Source organism: Clostridium hydrogeniformans DSM 21757, assembly GCF_000686705.1.
Taxonomy (GTDB): Bacteria; Bacillota; Clostridia; order Clostridiales; family Clostridiaceae; genus Clostridium_Z; species Clostridium_Z hydrogeniformans.
Window position 1 is genome coordinate 178,472 of sequence record NZ_JMLJ01000003.1, and the last position, 17,915, is coordinate 196,386.

Annotated in this window: 15 protein-coding genes; all 15 read right to left on the reverse strand. The window is 30.1% G+C overall.

Annotated features, from left to right (window positions below):
• Entirely contained in the window at window positions 1–1,158 is a 1,158-nt protein-coding gene (locus BR69_RS0100790; protein ID WP_084315157.1) for an ABC transporter permease, read from the reverse strand.
• A gap of 10 nt (window positions 1,159–1,168) precedes the next feature.
• Entirely contained in the window at window positions 1,169–2,107 is a 939-nt protein-coding gene (locus BR69_RS0100795; RefSeq protein ID WP_027631469.1) for an ABC transporter ATP-binding protein, read from the reverse strand.
• Between the two features lie 388 nt (window positions 2,108–2,495).
• Window positions 2,496–3,152: a response regulator transcription factor gene (locus BR69_RS0100800; protein WP_027631470.1), complete on the reverse strand. Its 657-nt coding sequence runs from the start codon at window positions 3,150–3,152 to the stop codon at window positions 2,496–2,498.
• Window positions 3,139–4,323: a sensor histidine kinase gene (locus BR69_RS0100805; RefSeq protein ID WP_027631471.1), complete on the reverse strand. Its 1,185-nt coding sequence runs from the start codon at window positions 4,321–4,323 to the stop codon at window positions 3,139–3,141. Before BR69_RS0100805 ends, BR69_RS0100800 begins: the two co-directional genes overlap by 14 nt.
• A gap of 200 nt (window positions 4,324–4,523) precedes the next feature.
• Window positions 4,524–5,117 carry a hypothetical protein gene (locus tag BR69_RS0100810; protein ID WP_027631472.1) on the reverse strand — a complete coding sequence of 198 codons (594 nt, stop codon included), beginning with the start codon at window positions 5,115–5,117 and terminating at the stop codon, window positions 4,524–4,526.
• 20 nt (window positions 5,118–5,137) lie between these two features.
• Window positions 5,138–5,731, reverse strand: a complete 594-nt coding sequence (locus BR69_RS0100815; RefSeq protein WP_027631473.1) for a matrixin family metalloprotease — start codon at window positions 5,729–5,731, stop codon at window positions 5,138–5,140.
• Window positions 5,732–6,132: 401 nt separating this feature from the next.
• Complete coding sequence (locus BR69_RS0100820) at window positions 6,133–7,263, reverse strand: glycerate kinase family protein (RefSeq protein ID WP_027631474.1); 1,131 nt, start codon at window positions 7,261–7,263, stop codon at window positions 6,133–6,135.
• A gap of 15 nt (window positions 7,264–7,278) precedes the next feature.
• Window positions 7,279–8,529: a GntP family permease gene (locus BR69_RS0100825; protein WP_027631475.1), complete on the reverse strand. Its 1,251-nt coding sequence runs from the start codon at window positions 8,527–8,529 to the stop codon at window positions 7,279–7,281.
• A gap of 88 nt (window positions 8,530–8,617) precedes the next feature.
• A complete protein-coding gene (locus tag BR69_RS19625) occupies window positions 8,618–9,694 on the reverse strand; it encodes a CdaR family transcriptional regulator (RefSeq protein ID WP_051623431.1) in 1,077 nt (358 codons plus the stop codon).
• Between the two features lie 392 nt (window positions 9,695–10,086).
• Window positions 10,087–10,455, reverse strand: a complete 369-nt coding sequence (locus tag BR69_RS0100835; protein WP_027631476.1) for a hypothetical protein — start codon at window positions 10,453–10,455, stop codon at window positions 10,087–10,089.
• Between the two features lie 298 nt (window positions 10,456–10,753).
• Window positions 10,754–12,625, reverse strand: a complete 1,872-nt coding sequence (locus BR69_RS0100840) for a PTS fructose transporter subunit IIABC (RefSeq protein WP_027631477.1) — start codon at window positions 12,623–12,625, stop codon at window positions 10,754–10,756.
• Between the two features lie 187 nt (window positions 12,626–12,812).
• On the reverse strand, window positions 12,813–13,715 hold the full coding sequence (gene pfkB / locus BR69_RS0100845; protein ID WP_027631478.1) for a 1-phosphofructokinase: 903 nt from the start codon (window positions 13,713–13,715) through the stop codon (window positions 12,813–12,815).
• Window positions 13,715–14,464: a DeoR/GlpR family DNA-binding transcription regulator gene (locus tag BR69_RS0100850; RefSeq protein WP_027631479.1), complete on the reverse strand. Its 750-nt coding sequence runs from the start codon at window positions 14,462–14,464 to the stop codon at window positions 13,715–13,717. Before BR69_RS0100850 ends, pfkB begins: the two co-directional genes overlap by 1 nt.
• A 300-nt stretch (window positions 14,465–14,764) precedes the next feature.
• Window positions 14,765–16,210, reverse strand: coding sequence for a TrkH family potassium uptake protein (locus BR69_RS0100855; protein ID WP_027631480.1), 1,446 nt, complete (start codon window positions 16,208–16,210; stop codon window positions 14,765–14,767).
• Between the two features lies 1 nt (window position 16,211).
• Window positions 16,212–17,576: a Trk system potassium transporter TrkA gene (gene trkA / locus BR69_RS0100860; RefSeq protein WP_027631481.1), complete on the reverse strand. Its 1,365-nt coding sequence runs from the start codon at window positions 17,574–17,576 to the stop codon at window positions 16,212–16,214.
• Window positions 17,577–17,915: the final 339 nt, after the last annotated feature.

Sequence of the window (17,915 nt, forward strand, 5' to 3'; positions counted from 1 at the left end):
TTATTCCTCCCATCTAAGCTTTACTTTTATTAAACTTATTACATATATAACCATTGAAGTAATTATCATAATTATTAAATATTTTTCTATTCTCTCAAAGGAATTAAATACCATAACACTTCTATAAGCCTCTGAAATTACCTTTCCTGGTGAAAAATCAGATAAGACTAGGAAGATTTTATTTGTTACCTCTTTTAATGGAATAAACCCTCCCCCAAATATTATTTCAAAATACATAAATATAATAATTAAAATATTTGACATCTTCTTATTTATAAAGGCAATAATTATTCCTGCTATGGATGCTATAAGTATGCTCTGAAAAAATAATATGGCTAGGATATTTATTAAACTCACATCTTTAAAGGCAAGACCTGTAATCCTAAAGGTTAAGATATACATACTTCCACATATAAGATTATAAATAAAGAAAATTAATAAATCTAAATTAAAGAAAGTGGCCTTTGTAATTGGTGTAGCCATTAATCTTTTAAAGCTTCCATTCTCCTTATCCAAATGATACCCTGCTACAGACCCCATAATCATTGAAAAAACCATAAAAGTCATAAGACTAGCTCCTTGGTTTTCAAAAGAGGATAGAGATTTCTCACCTTTTACCATATTATTTTTTATTGAATTACCTTTAGATACTTCCTTTAATTTACTACTGATTTCCTCTAAAGAAGATTCTTTGTAATTTTTCGGTAACTCTCCTATCTTATTCTGAATCATCATAGTTTCTGTTAATTGTTTTCCGTATTCCTCTATAACAGTTTTTATTATGGTTTCATTACTTCTAGAAACTCTTTCTTTCTCATCTATATTAATAGTAATATCGTTAGAAGATAAGATATTCTCTTCATACCCTTTAGGTATTGTAAATATATAATCTCCTTTATCTGTTATATTAAATAATTCTTTTATACCTTCACTAAGAAATAAATCTTTGAATCCTTTAGAAAAGTTACTACTATCTTCATCTATAATAGTAATATTTATCTTGTCCATATTTACTTCTGGCTTAAAAACATCCCTTTGGGTATATCCCATAAATAAGGATAATAATAAAGGAAATATGGCATATACTACTATAAGCTGCTTCCACTGAGAAATTAATCCTTTGATTGTAACTACTATAGTTGCTTTTACTCTCATCATTATCCTCTCCTTAATCCCTTAATTTTTTTCCTGTAAGAGATAAGAAAACCTCCTCCAAGGATGCCTCCTCTACATTTAAATTCTTTATCTTCTTCTTTTCCCTCATAGATAACATAAGTAAATCCTCTAAATTAAACCTACCTTCATCTATAAAAATATTAATTATCTCTTCTTTAATAAAGGAATCTTTAACCCCTTCTAATTCCTTTACTCTTAAAATAAATTCTTCACTAGGATCTTCTAAGGTAAGCTTAATACTTCCATGAATACTAGTCATGGATTTAATTGAGGATTTAGTTCCTGATGCTATTTCTTTTCCTAAATCTAGTATGAATATACTATTGCATAAGTTCTCTACTTCCTCCATATAATGAGAAGTATATATTACAGTTGTATTATTTTCTTTATTAATTTTTTTTACAAACTCAAATATATAATTTCTTGATTGAGGATCTACTCCTACAGTTGGCTCGTCCATTATAAGTAGTTTAGGTCTATGCATTATAGCTACTGCTAGGTTTAGTCTTCTTTTCATTCCTCCTGAAAACTTTGTTACCTTTTCTTTTTTTCTATCTGTTAACCCAGTAACCTCTAAGGCCTCCTGAATTCTCTCCTTTAGAACTTTTCCCTTAAGACCATAAAAGGCTCCAAAATACTCTAAATTATCATAAGCTGATAGTTGCTCCATTAAAGCTATCTCTTGTGGTACAAGTCCTAATAATTCCTTTGCCTTTAACGGTTCATCTTTAATAGAGTATCCCCCTATTTCTACTTCCCCATTATTAGCCTTAAGAAGCCCTGTTATTATACTTATAAGAGTAGACTTTCCTGCCCCATTAGGTCCTATTAATCCAAATATATCTCTCTCTTTTATCTCAAAAGATATGTTATCTAAAACTAATTTATCATCAAATCTCTTAGAAATATTCTTCACCTTTATATTGCACATAAAAATACCTCCTTAACCTCTATAATTATATTTTAGAAAATTTAAGAAGGTATTCCTAGTACTATAAGTAACTATCAAAATGACTTAAGTAACTTTTTATATAGCTTGTTATAGCTGACTTCACCGCTTTAATTATGATAAAGAAATAATTATAATTAGTCTAGGCAATCAGTATTTATATAAAAAATTTGGTTATGAAGAAATCTCAAGAAATGAAGATGAAATTGAGTATATAAAAAAAAGTTCAATAGTAAGTAATGTTCTTTAATTCTCTAAAAAAGTTAGTTCAATTTGAGTTAAAATTGGACTAACTTTTTTTAGAACCTCTAGTCTAATAGCTCCTAATAATAAAGCTATTATTAGGAGCTATTAGGTAACTTTTTAGTCTTTACTCTACTATATTATTTTTAAATGCGAATATGGTTAGCTGAGTTCTATCCCTAAGACTTAGCTTACATAAAATATTGCTTATATTATTTTTTATAGTTCCTTCAGACAAAAATAGCTTTTCTCCTATTTCTTTATTAGATAAACCACTTGCCACTTCTTTAATTATGTTTATTTCTTTATTATTTAAATCATAGTTAGTCATTGTATCTTCTACAGTACTTTTTTTATTATATGAGGTATTTTCATTTATGATTTTAGATGCAACTTCTGGATGAACCACTACATTTCCCTTAAAACACCCTTTTATTCCTTCATAAATTAAATCATAATCACTATCCTTTAATATGTAACCTGATGCACCATATTTTAAAGCTTCATGAATATATTCCACATCATTAAATGTAGTTAAAATAAGAACCTTAACATCCTTAAACTCTTTTTTTATAAGTTTTGTTCCTAAAACACCATCACATTTTGGCATTCTTATATCCATAAGAACTACATGGGGTTCATTCCGTCTACAAGCTACCAATGCCTCTTCCCCATTAGATGCCATATCAATTACTTCTATATCCTTAAAAGTCTCAAGTATTATTTTAAGACCACTTCTTACTAATTTTTCATCATCCACTATTATGACTTTAATTTTCCCCATTCTCTGTCTCCTTTGAGTGAATTTTAAGTTTTTCCTTCTTATATAGTTCTATTTTCACTAAAAATCCCTGATTGATTTTTGTATTGTAGCTAAAATCTCCTCCCACTTCTTTAACCCTTTCTTTCATACTTTTAAGTCCAATTCCTTCTACTATATTTTCGGCACCTTGTCCATTATCTTTTAATGTAACTACTAGATTATAGTCACTAAAAGCCATAAAAATATGGACTAATGTAGCTTTTCCATGTCTAACACTATTAGCTAAAAATTCCTGTATTATTCTATATATTATAAATCCTTGATCTGGGTTTAAAGGCCACTTTTTTTTAGTAAAGGATAACCTTACATCAACTCCTGTTAATTTTTTAAAGCTATTTATTAATTCTTCTATTATTAAAATTCCCTCATAATCTTTAAACTCTTTTGGCTTTATTTCTCTAACAGCCATTCTAACCTCATTTAAGCTATCCTGGGTAAACCTTCTAAGCTCCTTTGTAAGTTCTTTTGCACTATTATTATCTCTTCCTACTATAGTCTCAATAGCCCCTAACTGTATGGCTATGGTAGATAGTGCATGTCCAACACTATCATGTATTTCTCTTGATAATCTATTTCTCTCTCTTAAAAGTGTGATTTCTTCTATGGAACTTGCATATATCTCCAGGTCTCTATTAGCATTTTTAAGCTTTTCTTCTGATCCCCTAAGTTTATCATAGAGTTCCTGGGCCTTAAGTTTTTTATCATTCTCATCCTTTACAAAGTATAAAACTGCTATAAAAATTATTAACAAGCCTATATTAATAGCTTCAATCTCCAAACTCTGAGCCCCTGAAATATATACTCCCTGAATACATATTATCATATTAAATAATGTCTTTAATTTTCCCTTAAATAATATATTACTATCTAAGGCTTCTAATATAAGATAAAAAATAGGGTATCCCCCTACATACTTATATCCAAGAGTTATAAATATAAGTTCTATAATAAAAGATATGGCCTTATGAAAAGCACTATCTAATGAAAAAAATCTTAGCTGGTTATTTATTATAAATAAAAATATGAATATTATAAGTTCATTATTTAACTGTTTATTCTCCATAACTATACCTAGCATTATAAGTAAAAGGGTATAGTATCTTATGGCTGTAAGTAATTTTTTATTCCACATATCCTTCTCTCCCTGTATATCTACTATAATTATTATATAATAAAGATTTTATATATCCAACATACCCTTTTAAACATATATCCAGATCTAGATTATATAATAAATAATAATACAGATTTCATAAATTAAGCTTTAAGTAGTGGTGATTCTAAAAAAAGATAGGAAAGTTTCTTTCCTATCTTTTAGTTAACTTACTAAAATTATTTAAGCTTATTCTTTATATCCTTATATTTCCCATTTAATTCTTTTAATATATTATCATTTTTTATTGCCTGTGGTTTTATATATGCTTCTTCATAGTTTGAGCTTGATGTATTTTTACTGTTAATATTATCTTGTACTTCCAATACATAAATTCCCTGTCCTGCTCCAACTACACCATAACAATCTGGATTGTCAATCCCATTACCCTTCATTAAAAACATAATTAATATTTCACCACTTTTAGGTTGAACATCTAATTTAGCATGTTGTATTACTTTAACTTCCTTTAAATCTTTTGTACCTTTAAAAACCTCTTTTATTTTAACTGTAGTTACAATACTTGGAATACCTTTGTAATCTCTTTTTTCTTGTACATTAGTACCTTCACACAATATTATTAAATCAGATTCATCTTTTAAAGACTTTAAATTTTCTATATAGGGTAAGTCAGCTTTAACACCATTATTTTCAATACAAATACTAGTTGGGTTATTAACTTCTTTTTTTTCATTTCTATTCCCATAAACAAGAAAAGCTAAAATACCGCATAGAGATACTACAGTTACTGAAAATATAATTTTTTTCTTCATAAACTTCTCCTTATTAATAATTAATTATATCGACCATATCGGTCTACTAACATTTGGTTTTCATAACTTGTAAGATAGTTTACATTAATATACCCTTGACACATAACATAGTCTGGTGACGTTGCATGATTAAATCCAAATGCATGCCCAACTTCATGAACAGTTATTTTCTTTTTATACCACTCAAGGGATGAACTAGAAAAAGACTTAGAAACTGTATAGGAATTCAAATCAACAGTATATGCCCCAGAAACATCAGTTGCCTCATCAGTAATTCCCCACCAACTATATTGTGTCCATTCAGCAGATTTAAGTCTTATTTTGCAATCATTATAATTATTTGAACTACTAACTCTTATTGATGCATTAGCTGGTGATGCACTATATTCACTTTGAGTGGCCGAAATTGCAGAAGTCCAATCCATTGTACCATATTGCCAATACCTTGATTTTACAGCTAATGAGTACCCTTTAGCAAATCCCCATGTGTAATTCCAAGTAGGTTCACCAACTGCAAATGCTTTTACATTAAATAGTGATAGTGATGATATAAACACTATAAATGTAATAGCTATATATTTTTTTAATTTTTTACTTAATAAATTTGAAATCATAAAACCCCCCCTTTGTAAAACAATACCATATAAGGGTGTATGTGTAAATAAATTTCATCCTTAATAATGCTATATACATAAAACTTTAACATAAATTTATGCTAATATTTATGTAAACTTATTTTATATTTCTCCAAAAATAAAAATCATGTGTTTAAACTATTTTATTTTTAGATTAAAGGATGTATTATATATTTTATTTACCTAATCTATCACTATTTTTAATAAAAATTAATCATAAATAAAGAAACAAAATAATATAAGGACCTTAATTTTCTTTCCTTATTCCTTACTTGGATAAGTAGTAGAAACTTAAGATCCCTATATATTAATCTGTCTTCCTAAAAATAAATTTAAAATTAAATATATAATTAACTGTTCCTTAAAATTTTATAATCCTCTTATTTCAGCTTTATTATTCTAGCTATATTCTCTGCTGCCTTTTCCATATTTTTATTTCCGTCCTTTAAGGCTTCTTCTAGTGTACATATTTCCGGTAGAATTCCTATTATGGAATTAATTCCGTTATCATAAAGGTTTTCTACTCCTTCACCTATTTTACCTGCAAAGGCTATTACTGGTTTATTGTACTTTTTAGCTAGCTTTGCCACTCCTATAGGGGTTTTCCCATAAATAGTTTGTGAGTCTATACTTCCTTCTCCTGTAAATACAAAGTCACAATCCTTTATTTTTTCTTCTAAACCCGTATACTCTATAACCATATCTATACCTTTTTTAAGGTTAGCATCTAAAAATGCCATAAGTCCTGCTCCAAGTCCCCCTGCTGCTCCAGCTCCTTCTACATTTTCAATATCCTTGTTTAAAGTTTCCTTTATTATATTACTATAAACTTTAAGTCCTTCATCAAGAATCTTAACCATGTTTTTATCTGCTCCCTTTTGAGGTGCAAATACATAAGCTGCTCCCTTTTCTCCTGTAAGAGGGTTTGTAACATCACAGGCTACTTCTATGTCTACATCTTTTATTCTCTTATCTAATCCACTTATATCTATATGTTTTAGCTTTAAAAGTTCTCCTCCACCAAGAGGTAACTCTTTTCCTTCCTCATCCATAAACTTAGCCCCTAAGGCTTTAAGCATTCCAGTTCCCCCATCATTAGTAGCACTTCCACCTATTCCAATAAGTATCTTTTCTACTCCTTTATCTAAGGCTGCTTTTATAAGTTGTCCTGTTCCAAATGTAGTTGTTATCATAGGATTTCTTTCTTCTTTTGATAGAAGCTCTAGTCCACTTGCACTTGCCATTTCTATAATAGCAACTTTACCTTCTCCTAAGATTCCAATCTCCCCTTCTACCTCTTTACCTAAAGGTCCTAATACTTTTATTTTTTCAAGGATTCCATTTGTTGAATGAACTAAAGCATGGGTTGTGCCTTCTCCACCATCTGCCATGGGAACTTTTATACATTGTGCATTATTAAGTACTTTTTTTATTCCCTTTTCCATGGCTTCTGCAACTTCTATAGCCTTCATGCTTTCTTTAAATGAGTCTGGTGCTAAAACAAATTTCATAACTATTACTCCTTTTTACTTTAGTATTCCGAATATTATTGTAGATACTACTGTCATAGAAAGACCTATTAATGATTCATAAGGTATAAGTTTAAGCCTATCTTTTATATCCATATATACACTTCCTCCAGTGGCATGAAAGAAACTTCCATGTGGAAGGTGATCTAAAACAGTTGCCCCTGAATGTATCATAGCTGCTGATGATAATGGTGAAACTCCAAGATCAAGTATGGTTGGTCCAAATACCTGACTAGCTACTGCTGTACCTGAAGTAGTTGAAGCTGTTGCTCCAGACATTAATATACCAGCTATTGGTGCTAGAGCAAAGGCTGGAAGTCCTGAACTACTTAATCCATTAACAATTAAATCTTTTAATCCTGAGTTTGCAATTATTCCTGCTATGGTTCCTGTTCCAAGAAGTAATATAGCTACTCCACTCATTTTATTTAATCCACTACATGCATAAGCATTTAAATTTTTTATCTTTCCCATAGAAAGAGCTCCAACTGCTCCCCCAATTGGAAGTGCTATTAAAGGATCCACATTTATGTTGAATAGTGGTCTAAGAGCTAAAAGTCCTATTGCCACTAAAGGTCCTATAATTGAAGATAGGAAACTTGGCTTTTCAGATGAAGCTATTTGAACTTCTTCTTGTTTTACCTTAATTCCTTTATTTATTAATCTTTTAGCTATAATACAAGTTAAAATAAGACCTACTATTCCTGGTATTATTCCTGATGCCATAAGAGAAGTTAACTGAATTTTAAAAGAGTCAGATGCTGCTATGGCATTAGGATTAGGTGACATTATGTTACCTGCCTTCCCTCCTCCTATCATAGCTATTAAAATTGATGTTTTAGATATGTTTGCTCTATTTGCTATTGCTAATGCTATTGGTGATACTGTTATTACTGCCACATCAATAAATACTCCAACAGAAGTTAATACTAAAGTAGCTATTGCTAATGCTATTAATGAGTTTGACTCTCCTATCTTATCTACAATAGTTTCTGCAATCTTAGCCGCTGCTCCTGATTCAATAAGAACTCCTGCTAAAATTCCTGCTGTTAATATCCTAAGTATTGCTGTTACAATTCCCTTAGTTCCATTTATCATTAAGTTTACTGTTTCAACTAGTCCTGCTCCACCTATTAATCCACCTACTAAGGCTCCAATAATCAGACCATAGGCTGGATGAACTTTTTTAATTATTAGTACAATTGCCAAAATCAATCCTATAATTGCTCCTAATGCTGTTACTTGCATTGTTCTCCCCCCAGTTAGTTTTATTTATATTATCATTGTAAACGTTAATGCAATCATTATCATTAGGCAGAACTATAATTTAACCCTCCTATTTTTTGTGCATTTGCACAGTGCTTTTATTGAAACTATGTACTAGTACTCCATTTATAAGCTCATATAAATCCATATAATTTCTTGGATTCTTCCCTGTTATACTTTCTATTTTATTTAATCTATAACTTAAACTATTCCTGTGAATATGTAATTCTTCTGCCACCTTACTCATCTCTCCATTTCTTTTTATAAAAGTAATTAGAGTTTTCATAAGATCTGACCCCTCGCCCTCTTCCTCTAAGGCCTTCATCTCTTCAACTATTGAACTTGATTTTCCATTCTTTACGACAAGGTCAATTATGGAAACTTTCTCATAATCATAAACTTTATTATAAAGAGGCAATGTTTTTCCAATCTCTAAAGCTTTTATAGCCTGCTTTGCAGAAACTCCTACTATCCTTTCTGGTCCACCAAAGGCTATTTCTAGATTCTCATATTTTTTAAGTATTCTATTTATAAGAGCCTTAACATCCCTATCCTTATGTATTAGAATTAATATTTTATTATTATAGTAATTTAAAACATACTCCCCCTTAAATAAAAACTTCTTAATAACCTCTTTTTCTATATTCTGACCCTCTATTACAACAGCTCTCCTTAAATATAATATATCTATATCTAAATTCTTTCCTCTTTGAATGAAGTCTTCTTCATACTCCTTTGTGTTATATATCCAATGATAAAAAAATTCTTCTTCTAATCTTTCTCTAAATCTTTTTTCATCCATCATATCCTGCTGATTAATAAGTAACTCTGCTGTTACCTTAACTAGCTCTGCAAAAGCTCTAACCTCATCTGGATTACCGCTGATTCCTATTACTCCAACTACCTCTCCCCCAAATCTTATGGGTAGATTAACACCTTTTTTAGCCCCTTCCCCATCATAGTATATTTCAACCATCTTATGACTTTTTATAGCCTCTATTGCCCCTTCATGAGCTACTCCTATTCTCTCTTTTTGACCACTTCCTATTATAGTTCCTACATTATCCATTACATTTATATTATATGGTATTACCTTCATCATCTTATCTACAATACTTTGACCTTGTTCTGAACTTATTTTAAGCAAAATTTTTCAGCTCCTTCAACCCTATATTTCAAAAGTTAAAACACTGGGAGTTTATTGAACTTCAATAATACCTCATAGTGCTCTTATAATATATAATAACTTAACTTCTTGTACTAGTTAAACTAAGGTATTTAAATCAATAGTTTTTAACTTATTGACTTTATAATTTAAAAGTATAAATTTTCACTGCTTTAATACTTAACTGGCACAAAATATCTTCTAATTATTTCTTACTAATATACTTAAATTCTATCTAAAAATTTATAGTCTTTCAATAAACTCTTAGATACAAATATGCTACATAAATAAAAAGTTTTCAAAAGATATTTATATATCTCTTGAAAACTTCTATTAGTTATAGTTATAAGTTTTTACAATATGTATTAAGATTTCTATTTTACAGGCTTAGATACCTGAATTTTCTTTGCTGAAGATTGAGGTGGTATGGATTTAGTCATAGCTGAACTTAATACTACAAAAACCTTATCTCCCTTTGCAAAGTCCGGCTTTCCATCTTTCCCATCACAGCCTCCCATTATTTTAGTATCTTCTCCTACTATTACAAGAACTTTCTCATTGTAAACTTCACAGGATTTTATATATCCTTCCACTAATAATCTAGTTGTATTAGTCTTATCATCCTTTTGTACCTCTAAAATTTCTCCCATTAAAATAGGAGATTTAGGTTGCATAGCAAAAACTGTTGTACTACTAAAGGTGAAAAGTAATAGTAAAAATACTAATGCTCTTTTTAACCTCATTTTAAATTCCTCCCTATAAACTTAATTAATTCATATTTATAACATAATAAATATTTATCTGATGGCTATAAGTTTTAACACCACCTGAATGAAGATTCCTTCTATTCTAAATTAGTATTTGCTATTTATACTCTAACTATTACAATAAAATATAAGTCCTATATCTTTATTACTATGTAAAAAAGATATAGGACTTATATTTTATATATTATTTACTTTTTAATGTTTACTTTAAACCCTTATAGTTATAAATATTAATAATTTAATTACTCATCATAAAAATTTTAGTATTTATATACTAATTAGCTTTTTTCTTTAATAGAGCAAGCACTATCATACCTATAAATGAACCTACAACTAATGCTATAAAGTATCCTAATGGATTAGTTATAACAGGTAAAACAAATATTCCACCATGAGGTGCTCTTAATGCACATCCAAATGCCATAGATAAAGCTCCCGCTACTGATGAACCTATAACACAAGCTGGTATAACCCTTAATGGGTCTGCAGCTGCAAAAGGAATAGCCCCCTCTGTTATAAATGATAATCCCATTATATAGTTAGTTAATCCTGATTGTCTTTCCCTCTTAGTAAATTTATTTTTAAAGAAAGTTGTACATAATGCAATAGCTAGAGGAGGTACCATACCACCTATCATAACTGCTGCCATAAATTCAAAATTACCGCTGGCTAAGGAAGCTGTCCCAAATACATAAGCTGCCTTATTTATAGGACCACCCATGTCTATTGCCATCATTCCACCTAGAACTGCTCCAAGTAAAATTTTACTACTGGCTCCCATATTATTTAATAGATTAGTGATTCCATTATTTATTCCCGCCACTGGAGGGTTAACTATAAATGTAATAATTGCTCCTATTAATAATATTCCAAAGAATGGATAAAGCAATACTGGTTTTAATCCTTCTAAGCTATTTGGTAACTTAGAGAATAACTTCTTTAATCCTACTACTAAATAACCTGATAAAAATCCTGCAAGTAATGCTCCTAAGAATCCTGATCCACCAGTGTTTGCAAGCATACCACCTACAAAACCTACTGCTAGTGCTGGTCTATCTCCAATACTCATAGCAATATATCCTGCAAGTATTGGTAACATAAATCCAAAGGCTGTTCCTCCTACATTTTTTAAGAAAGCTGCAAAAGGAGTATTAGATCCAAAGTTTTTTGGGTCTATAGTATAATCATCAAATAAGAAGGCTAGTGCTATTAATATTCCTCCTCCAATAACAAAGGGTAACATATGAGACACACCATTCATTAAGTGTTTATATATCTCACGACCAATTCCCTCTTTTTCCTCATCCCTATTTGATTCCTCAGCTTTTGTTCCATGATTATATACTGGTGCATCCCCACTAAGTGCATCGTTAATTAATTCTTCTGCCTTGTGTATTCCATTAGCAACCTTAGTCTGGATAACTCTCTTTCCATTAAATCTTTCCATTTCAACTTTTTTATCTGCTGCTACTATAATACATTCTGCTTTTTCAATTTCATCTTTTGTTAAAACATTTTTAGCTCCCCCAGAACCATTCGTTTCAACCTTTATTGACACTCCCATTTCCTTAGCTTTATTTTCTAAGCTTTCTGCTGCCATAAAGGTATGAGCGATTCCTGTAGGACATGCTGTGACCGCTAAAACTCTATAACCCTTATTTTCAGTTTTTTTATTCTCTGAAACTATTTTATCATTTTCTTTATCATCAATAAGTTTTAAGAACTCTTCCTTATCCTTTGCTCCCATTAAACTTTTTCTAAATTCTTCATCCATAAGTATAGTTGAAAGTCTTGCTAACACTTCTAGGTGTACATTATTCTCCCCTTCTGGTGCGGCAATCATAAAGAATAACTGGGCTGGATTTCCATCTAAAGAATCATAGTCTACACCATCTTTAACAACCATAGCACTTAATCCTGCTTTTTTAACTGCCTTTGTTTTTGCATGAGGTATAGCTATACCATCTCCAATTCCTGTGGTACTTAAATTCTCTCTATCTAAAACAGCCTTTTTATATTCTTCCTTATTCTTTAGACTTCCTGTATTATTCATTAAATCCACTAATTTATTTATAGCCTCTTCTTTTGTTTCTATACTAGTGTTTAACTCAATACCGTTCTTCTTTAATAAATCAGTAATTTTCATAAATGTCCTCCTTAATTACTAAATTAAACTTAACTTTAAATTTTAGCTCTTATAATTCTATTACTTAATTAAGATTACTTTTTTTGACAGCTTAGCTCTGCACTATTATTCTTTTAATCAATTAAAATAAACTACTTAATAAAAAATGTGAAGGCTACTTTTAAAATACACATATTAGGATAAGTTATTATATTTCCTCTAATAGACTATATATCTCTTCCTTTGTGGCAAGTCCATTAGAAAATGCGCTAGCACTTCCTGTAGCAACACCCATTTTAAAACCTTCTTCTAGACTTAAATTTTTTAAATACCCTGCTAAGAATCCTGCTACCATAGAATCTCCAGCGCCTACTGAATTTTTAACAACCCCTTTAGGAGCCTTACTCTTAATTACTTTTCCATTAGAAGAAATAAATATGGCACCCTCTCCTGCCATAGAAATAAGAACATTTTCCGCTCCCATTTCTCTAAGTTTATTTCCATAATAAATTATCTCTTCCTCGTTTTTAATCTCTACATTAAACAAGTCTCCTAACTCATGATGATTAGGCTTAATTAAAAATGGTTTATATTTTAATACATTTAATAAAAGCTTGCCTGTGGCATCAACTATAAACTTTATATTGTTTTTTTCTAATCTTTCCATAATATTTTCATATATATCTTTTGGAAGAGTTACTGGAATACTTCCTGCCAAAACAAGAATATCTCCCTCTTTTAAGGATTCAAGCTTACTATAAAGTAAATCTAAATCTTCCTTATTTATATCTGGGCCTCGTCCATTTATCTCTGATTCTTTCTTAGACTTAAGTTTTACATTGATTCTAGACATGCCTTCATTCAAGTGAATAAAGTCAGTATTACAGCCAAAATCTTTAACTCTTCTTTCTATTTCATCTCCAGTAAAACCTGCTATATATCCAAGGGCCATATTAGGAACTCCTAGATTTCTTAAAACTATAGAAACATTAATTCCCTTTCCCCCTGGGTAAATCTCCTCATAGGATGTTCTATTTACACTTCCTAAATTAAAATCTTCCACCTTAACTATATAATCTAAGGCTGGGTTGAATGTTATAGTATATATCACTACCTTAGCACCTCCAGTACTTCTGTTAATTCTTTGTATTCATTATCTTCAATTTTTGTTGTAATTATTACTGCTCTAGAAAGCTGCCCAAAGGTAACACTGCTTATTTCATCAAACTTAGAATTATCCCCTAGTACATAAGGATTTCTCGTTCTGCCTAAGGCCTCTTCCTTTACTAATGCTTCATTTATGTCTGGAGTTGTGTATCCTCTATTCTTTGATATTCCATTTGCTCCAAAGAATCCTTTTGTAAAATTATATTTTTTTAAGCTATTAATAGCCTCTACTCCTATGGTGGCTTCTGTTGCCCATTTTATTTCTCCTCCTAGGATAAAGGTCTTACATTGTTTTTCTACAAGCTTTTTACCATGACCTATTCCATTGGTTACAAATACAGCATCCTTTTCTTCAATGAAATCAATCATAATCTCAGTAGTCGTACCTGCATCTATATAAACAAAATCCCCTGGTTCTATTAGGCTAGCTGCATACTTTGCAATTTCAATCTTTTCATTTGTATGAAGCTTCTTTCTAATAGCTACCATATCTTCTTTAGTATTAATACCTTTATCTAAAGCTGTGGCACCTCCATGAACCTTCTTAAGTTTTCCATCTTTATGAAGAGTATTTAAGTCTCTTCTTATGGTAGATTCTGAAGTATTTAATAATGTAACTAACTCACTAACATAAACCACAGAGTTTTTCTTAATTTCTTGAAGAATTAGTTCATGTCTCTCTTCTGTTAACATTTACATCACTTCCTTAATCATATAATACAGTATTTTTTAAAATAAATCAATCATTTTCATTCAAAATAATTCATTTTCATTCACCATCATTCAAAATCATTCATTTAGTACTATAATATAATCACATATTATGCCTTATCCTCAAATATATATTTTCACCTAATAAATCATTTAAGTATTTATTTTAAACATAAAAATCCCCCTTCTTTAAGATAATTTTATATACTAATTATCTTAAAGAAGGGGTTATCTAACTTAGTTTCAATTATCATGTGGCATATCTATTAATTTAGTTTTCCCTTAAGCTCTCTTAAGTTTTGTAAATCTTAGCATTATTAGCATTGGATATATTTCTAATCTTCCAGCTAACATACAAAATGAAAATACTAATTTACTTATAGGAGAAAAGCTACTAAAGTTACCCATAGGTCCAACTACACCAAATCCTGGTCCTATATTACTTATAGTTGCAAGTACTGATGAAAAGGTGGTTTCCATATCCATACCATCGAAGGATACTAAAAGTACAGCCATTAAAATAATAATAATGTATGTAAATATAAATACAGCCACACTTCCTATGGTCTCATCCTCTATTACTTTTCCATCTAACTTTACTAAGTTAACCATCCTAGGATGTATAATCTTATTAATTTCTCTTTTTATAGTCTTAAATAAAAGCACTATACGGACAGTTTTAATTCCTCCCCCAGTAGATCCTGCACAACATCCCATAAGCATAAGTAATGTTAATATTACCTTACTAAGAGTTGGCCACAAATCAAAATTAACTGTAGAATATCCAGTAGTGGTTACCACAGAAGCTACTTGGAAAGATGATTGCCTAAAGGATTCTAATAAAGAGATTCCGTTACTTCCCTTTATGTTAAAAGCAATAATTACCATAGATATAAAAACTATAATAAAATAATATTTTACTTCCTCATTTCTAAAAGCTTGCTTTATATTTCCTGTAATAAGCTGAAAATATAAAACAAAATTCACTCCAAATAGAAGCATAAATACAGTTATAATCACTTCTACATAAACATTATTATAAGCAGCTATGCTAGTATTCATATTAGAAAATCCTCCAGTACCAGCTGTACCAAAAGCATTAACCATAGCATTATAAAGATCTAATCCAGCAAGCTTAAGTAGTATTATCTGAAGTACAGTCATAAAAAAGTAAATTAAATACATTATCTTAGCAGTTTGCTTTATCCTTGGAACAAGTTTTCCTGGGCTTGGTCCTGGGCTTTCTGCTTTTAGTAAATGTATCGTATTCCCTCCTACAGAAGGCATAAGAGCTAATGTGAATATTAATATTCCCATTCCTCCAATCCAATGAGTAAAGCTTCTCCAAAACACAATTCCCTTAGGTAAGGATTCTATTTCAGTTAAAATTGAGGCTCCTGTAGTTGTAAATCCTGATACCGTTTCAAATATAGCATCTATAAATGAAGGGATAGATCCACTTAAATAAAAAGGCAAAGCTCCAAATATTGATATAGCTATCCAGCAAAGAGCAACAGTTAAAAAACCTTCCTTAGCATAAAACACACTACTCTTAGATTTTATTTTGGTCATTAAGGTTCCTAGTAAAAGCATTATTATCATAGTTATAACAAAACTTTTGGCATCCCCTCCACCATATATTAAGGCTACACTAAGAGGAAATATCATTACTAAAGCTTCATATATTGTAACTGTTCCTAAAACTCTAAATACTATAGGGTAGTTCACTTTAAACTCCCCTTTCCATTAATATTTCATTAATGTCCATTACATTCTTTCTATCAGTTACAAGTATTACTCCATCTCCATTCTTAATACAATCGTTTCCTCCTGGAATTATGGTTTTGGAATCTCTAACTATTGCAGCAACTAATACTCCCTTTTTAAAGTTTATATCCTTTAAAGGTATATTTAAACACTTAGTGGTTTCATTAGCTAAAAACTCTAATGCCTCAGCCTTTTCCTCTACTATCTTATATAAATTTTTAATTGATGATCCATTCTTATTCTTTAAAGCTCTTAAATATCCTATTATTTTATTAGCTGTAACCATCTTAGGACTTACAACACTTTGTACCCCTACCTGTTTAACTATGCCATTATAGTTTACCCTGGTAATTTTAGCTATTACATTATTAACCTTTGCATTTAAAGCAAAAAGTGAAGAAATTAAGTTTTCTTCATCCCTACCAGTTAATGCTATAAAAGCATCCATTTCTTTTAGGTTTTCTGATTCTAAGAAATCTTGATCTGTTCCATCTCCATTAATGATAATTGCCTCTGGCAACAATTCATTTAACTTTTCACATCTATCATATTCTTTTTCTACAATAGTAACCTTTGCTCCAATTTTACTAATACTCTCTGTAAGATAATAAGCTATCTTACCTCCTCCAGATATCATTACATTCTTAACTCTTTTTTTATATCTTCTTAAGTTCTTTAGAAATGTTTCTATGTTATCATGATCCCCTATAACATATATTTTATCATTTTCTTCAAGAACGAAATCTCCAGTTGGTATAAATACTTCATGCTCTCTTTCAACTGCACAAATTATTACTGATGTCTTTGGAAATTTAATTTCACTTATTGGCTTTCCTACTATGTTATCTCCTGAAACAAGTCTAAAACTAACTAAATCCACATTTCCATCTGCAAAGTTTTCCACACTACAAATGGACGGGAACTTTATAAGTTTTCCAATCTCTAATGCTGCTTCCCTTTCTGGATTAATAACCATATCCATTCCAAGTTCATTTTTTAAAATATTAAGCTCACTAGCATACTCTGGGTCCCTAATTCTTGCAATAGTATATTTTGCTCCTAGTTTTTTTGCTAATAAACAGCATAGAGCATTTCTTTCATCCCTATTTGTCACAGCAATCATTACATCTGCTCTATTAACCTCAGCCTCTTTAAGAACCTTAACGCTTGTACCACTACCCTTTATACACATTACATCAAGATTATCAGTAGTACGTTTTAAAGCCTCCATATTCTTGTCAATAATAACAACATCATTACCTTCTTCAGATAGATGCTTAGCTAAGGTGTATCCTACCTTTCCATCTCCAACAATTACAATATACATTACTTACTTCCTATCCTTTCATAAAAGCAATATATTATATTGTTAAATAATAAAATTACCCTCATTAACAATTAATACATCTTAAGTATTTTAAAATTATAAAGTTTATAAGTCCTACATTCATATTAATTATACATTATTTAATATTTTATTCAATATTCAATGCTTTTTTACACAATCTTATGTATTTATATAAATTTTTTCTATAATATTTAGTCCATGAAGATATCTATAATTACTCTGCAAATAACTTCAACTATAATCTTTACTATATATTGTACAATTTTCTTAGAATCTATGTACTTACCTAAAAAACTTGCCATCTATAATGACTTACTT

Excerpts from the sequence above, each read along its gene's own strand:
- BR69_RS0100825 (WP_027631475.1), bottom strand. The coding sequence starts at position 8,529 with ATGCAAGTAACAGCATTAGGAGCAATTATAGGATTGATTTTGGCAATT.
- BR69_RS0100790 (WP_084315157.1), bottom strand. The coding sequence starts at position 1,158 with ATGATGAGAGTAAAAGCAACTATAGTAGTTACAATCAAAGGATTAATT.
- BR69_RS0100840 (WP_027631477.1), bottom strand. The coding sequence starts at position 12,625 with ATGAAAATTACTGATTTATTAAAGAAGAACGGTATTGAGTTAAACACT.
- BR69_RS0100810 (WP_027631472.1), bottom strand. The coding sequence starts at position 5,117 with ATGAAGAAAAAAATTATATTTTCAGTAACTGTAGTATCTCTATGCGGT.
- BR69_RS0100850 (WP_027631479.1), bottom strand. The coding sequence starts at position 14,464 with ATGTTAACAGAAGAGAGACATGAACTAATTCTTCAAGAAATTAAGAAA.
- BR69_RS0100820 (WP_027631474.1), bottom strand. The coding sequence starts at position 7,263 with ATGAAATTTGTTTTAGCACCAGACTCATTTAAAGAAAGCATGAAGGCT.
- BR69_RS0100815 (WP_027631473.1), bottom strand. The coding sequence starts at position 5,731 with ATGATTTCAAATTTATTAAGTAAAAAATTAAAAAAATATATAGCTATT.
- BR69_RS0100805 (WP_027631471.1), bottom strand. The coding sequence starts at position 4,323 with ATGTGGAATAAAAAATTACTTACAGCCATAAGATACTATACCCTTTTA.
- BR69_RS0100795 (WP_027631469.1), bottom strand. The coding sequence starts at position 2,107 with ATGTGCAATATAAAGGTGAAGAATATTTCTAAGAGATTTGATGATAAA.
- BR69_RS0100800 (WP_027631470.1), bottom strand. The coding sequence starts at position 3,152 with ATGGGGAAAATTAAAGTCATAATAGTGGATGATGAAAAATTAGTAAGA.
- trkA (WP_027631481.1), bottom strand. The coding sequence starts at position 17,576 with ATGTATATTGTAATTGTTGGAGATGGAAAGGTAGGATACACCTTAGCT.
- BR69_RS0100835 (WP_027631476.1), bottom strand. The coding sequence starts at position 10,455 with ATGAGGTTAAAAAGAGCATTAGTATTTTTACTATTACTTTTCACCTTT.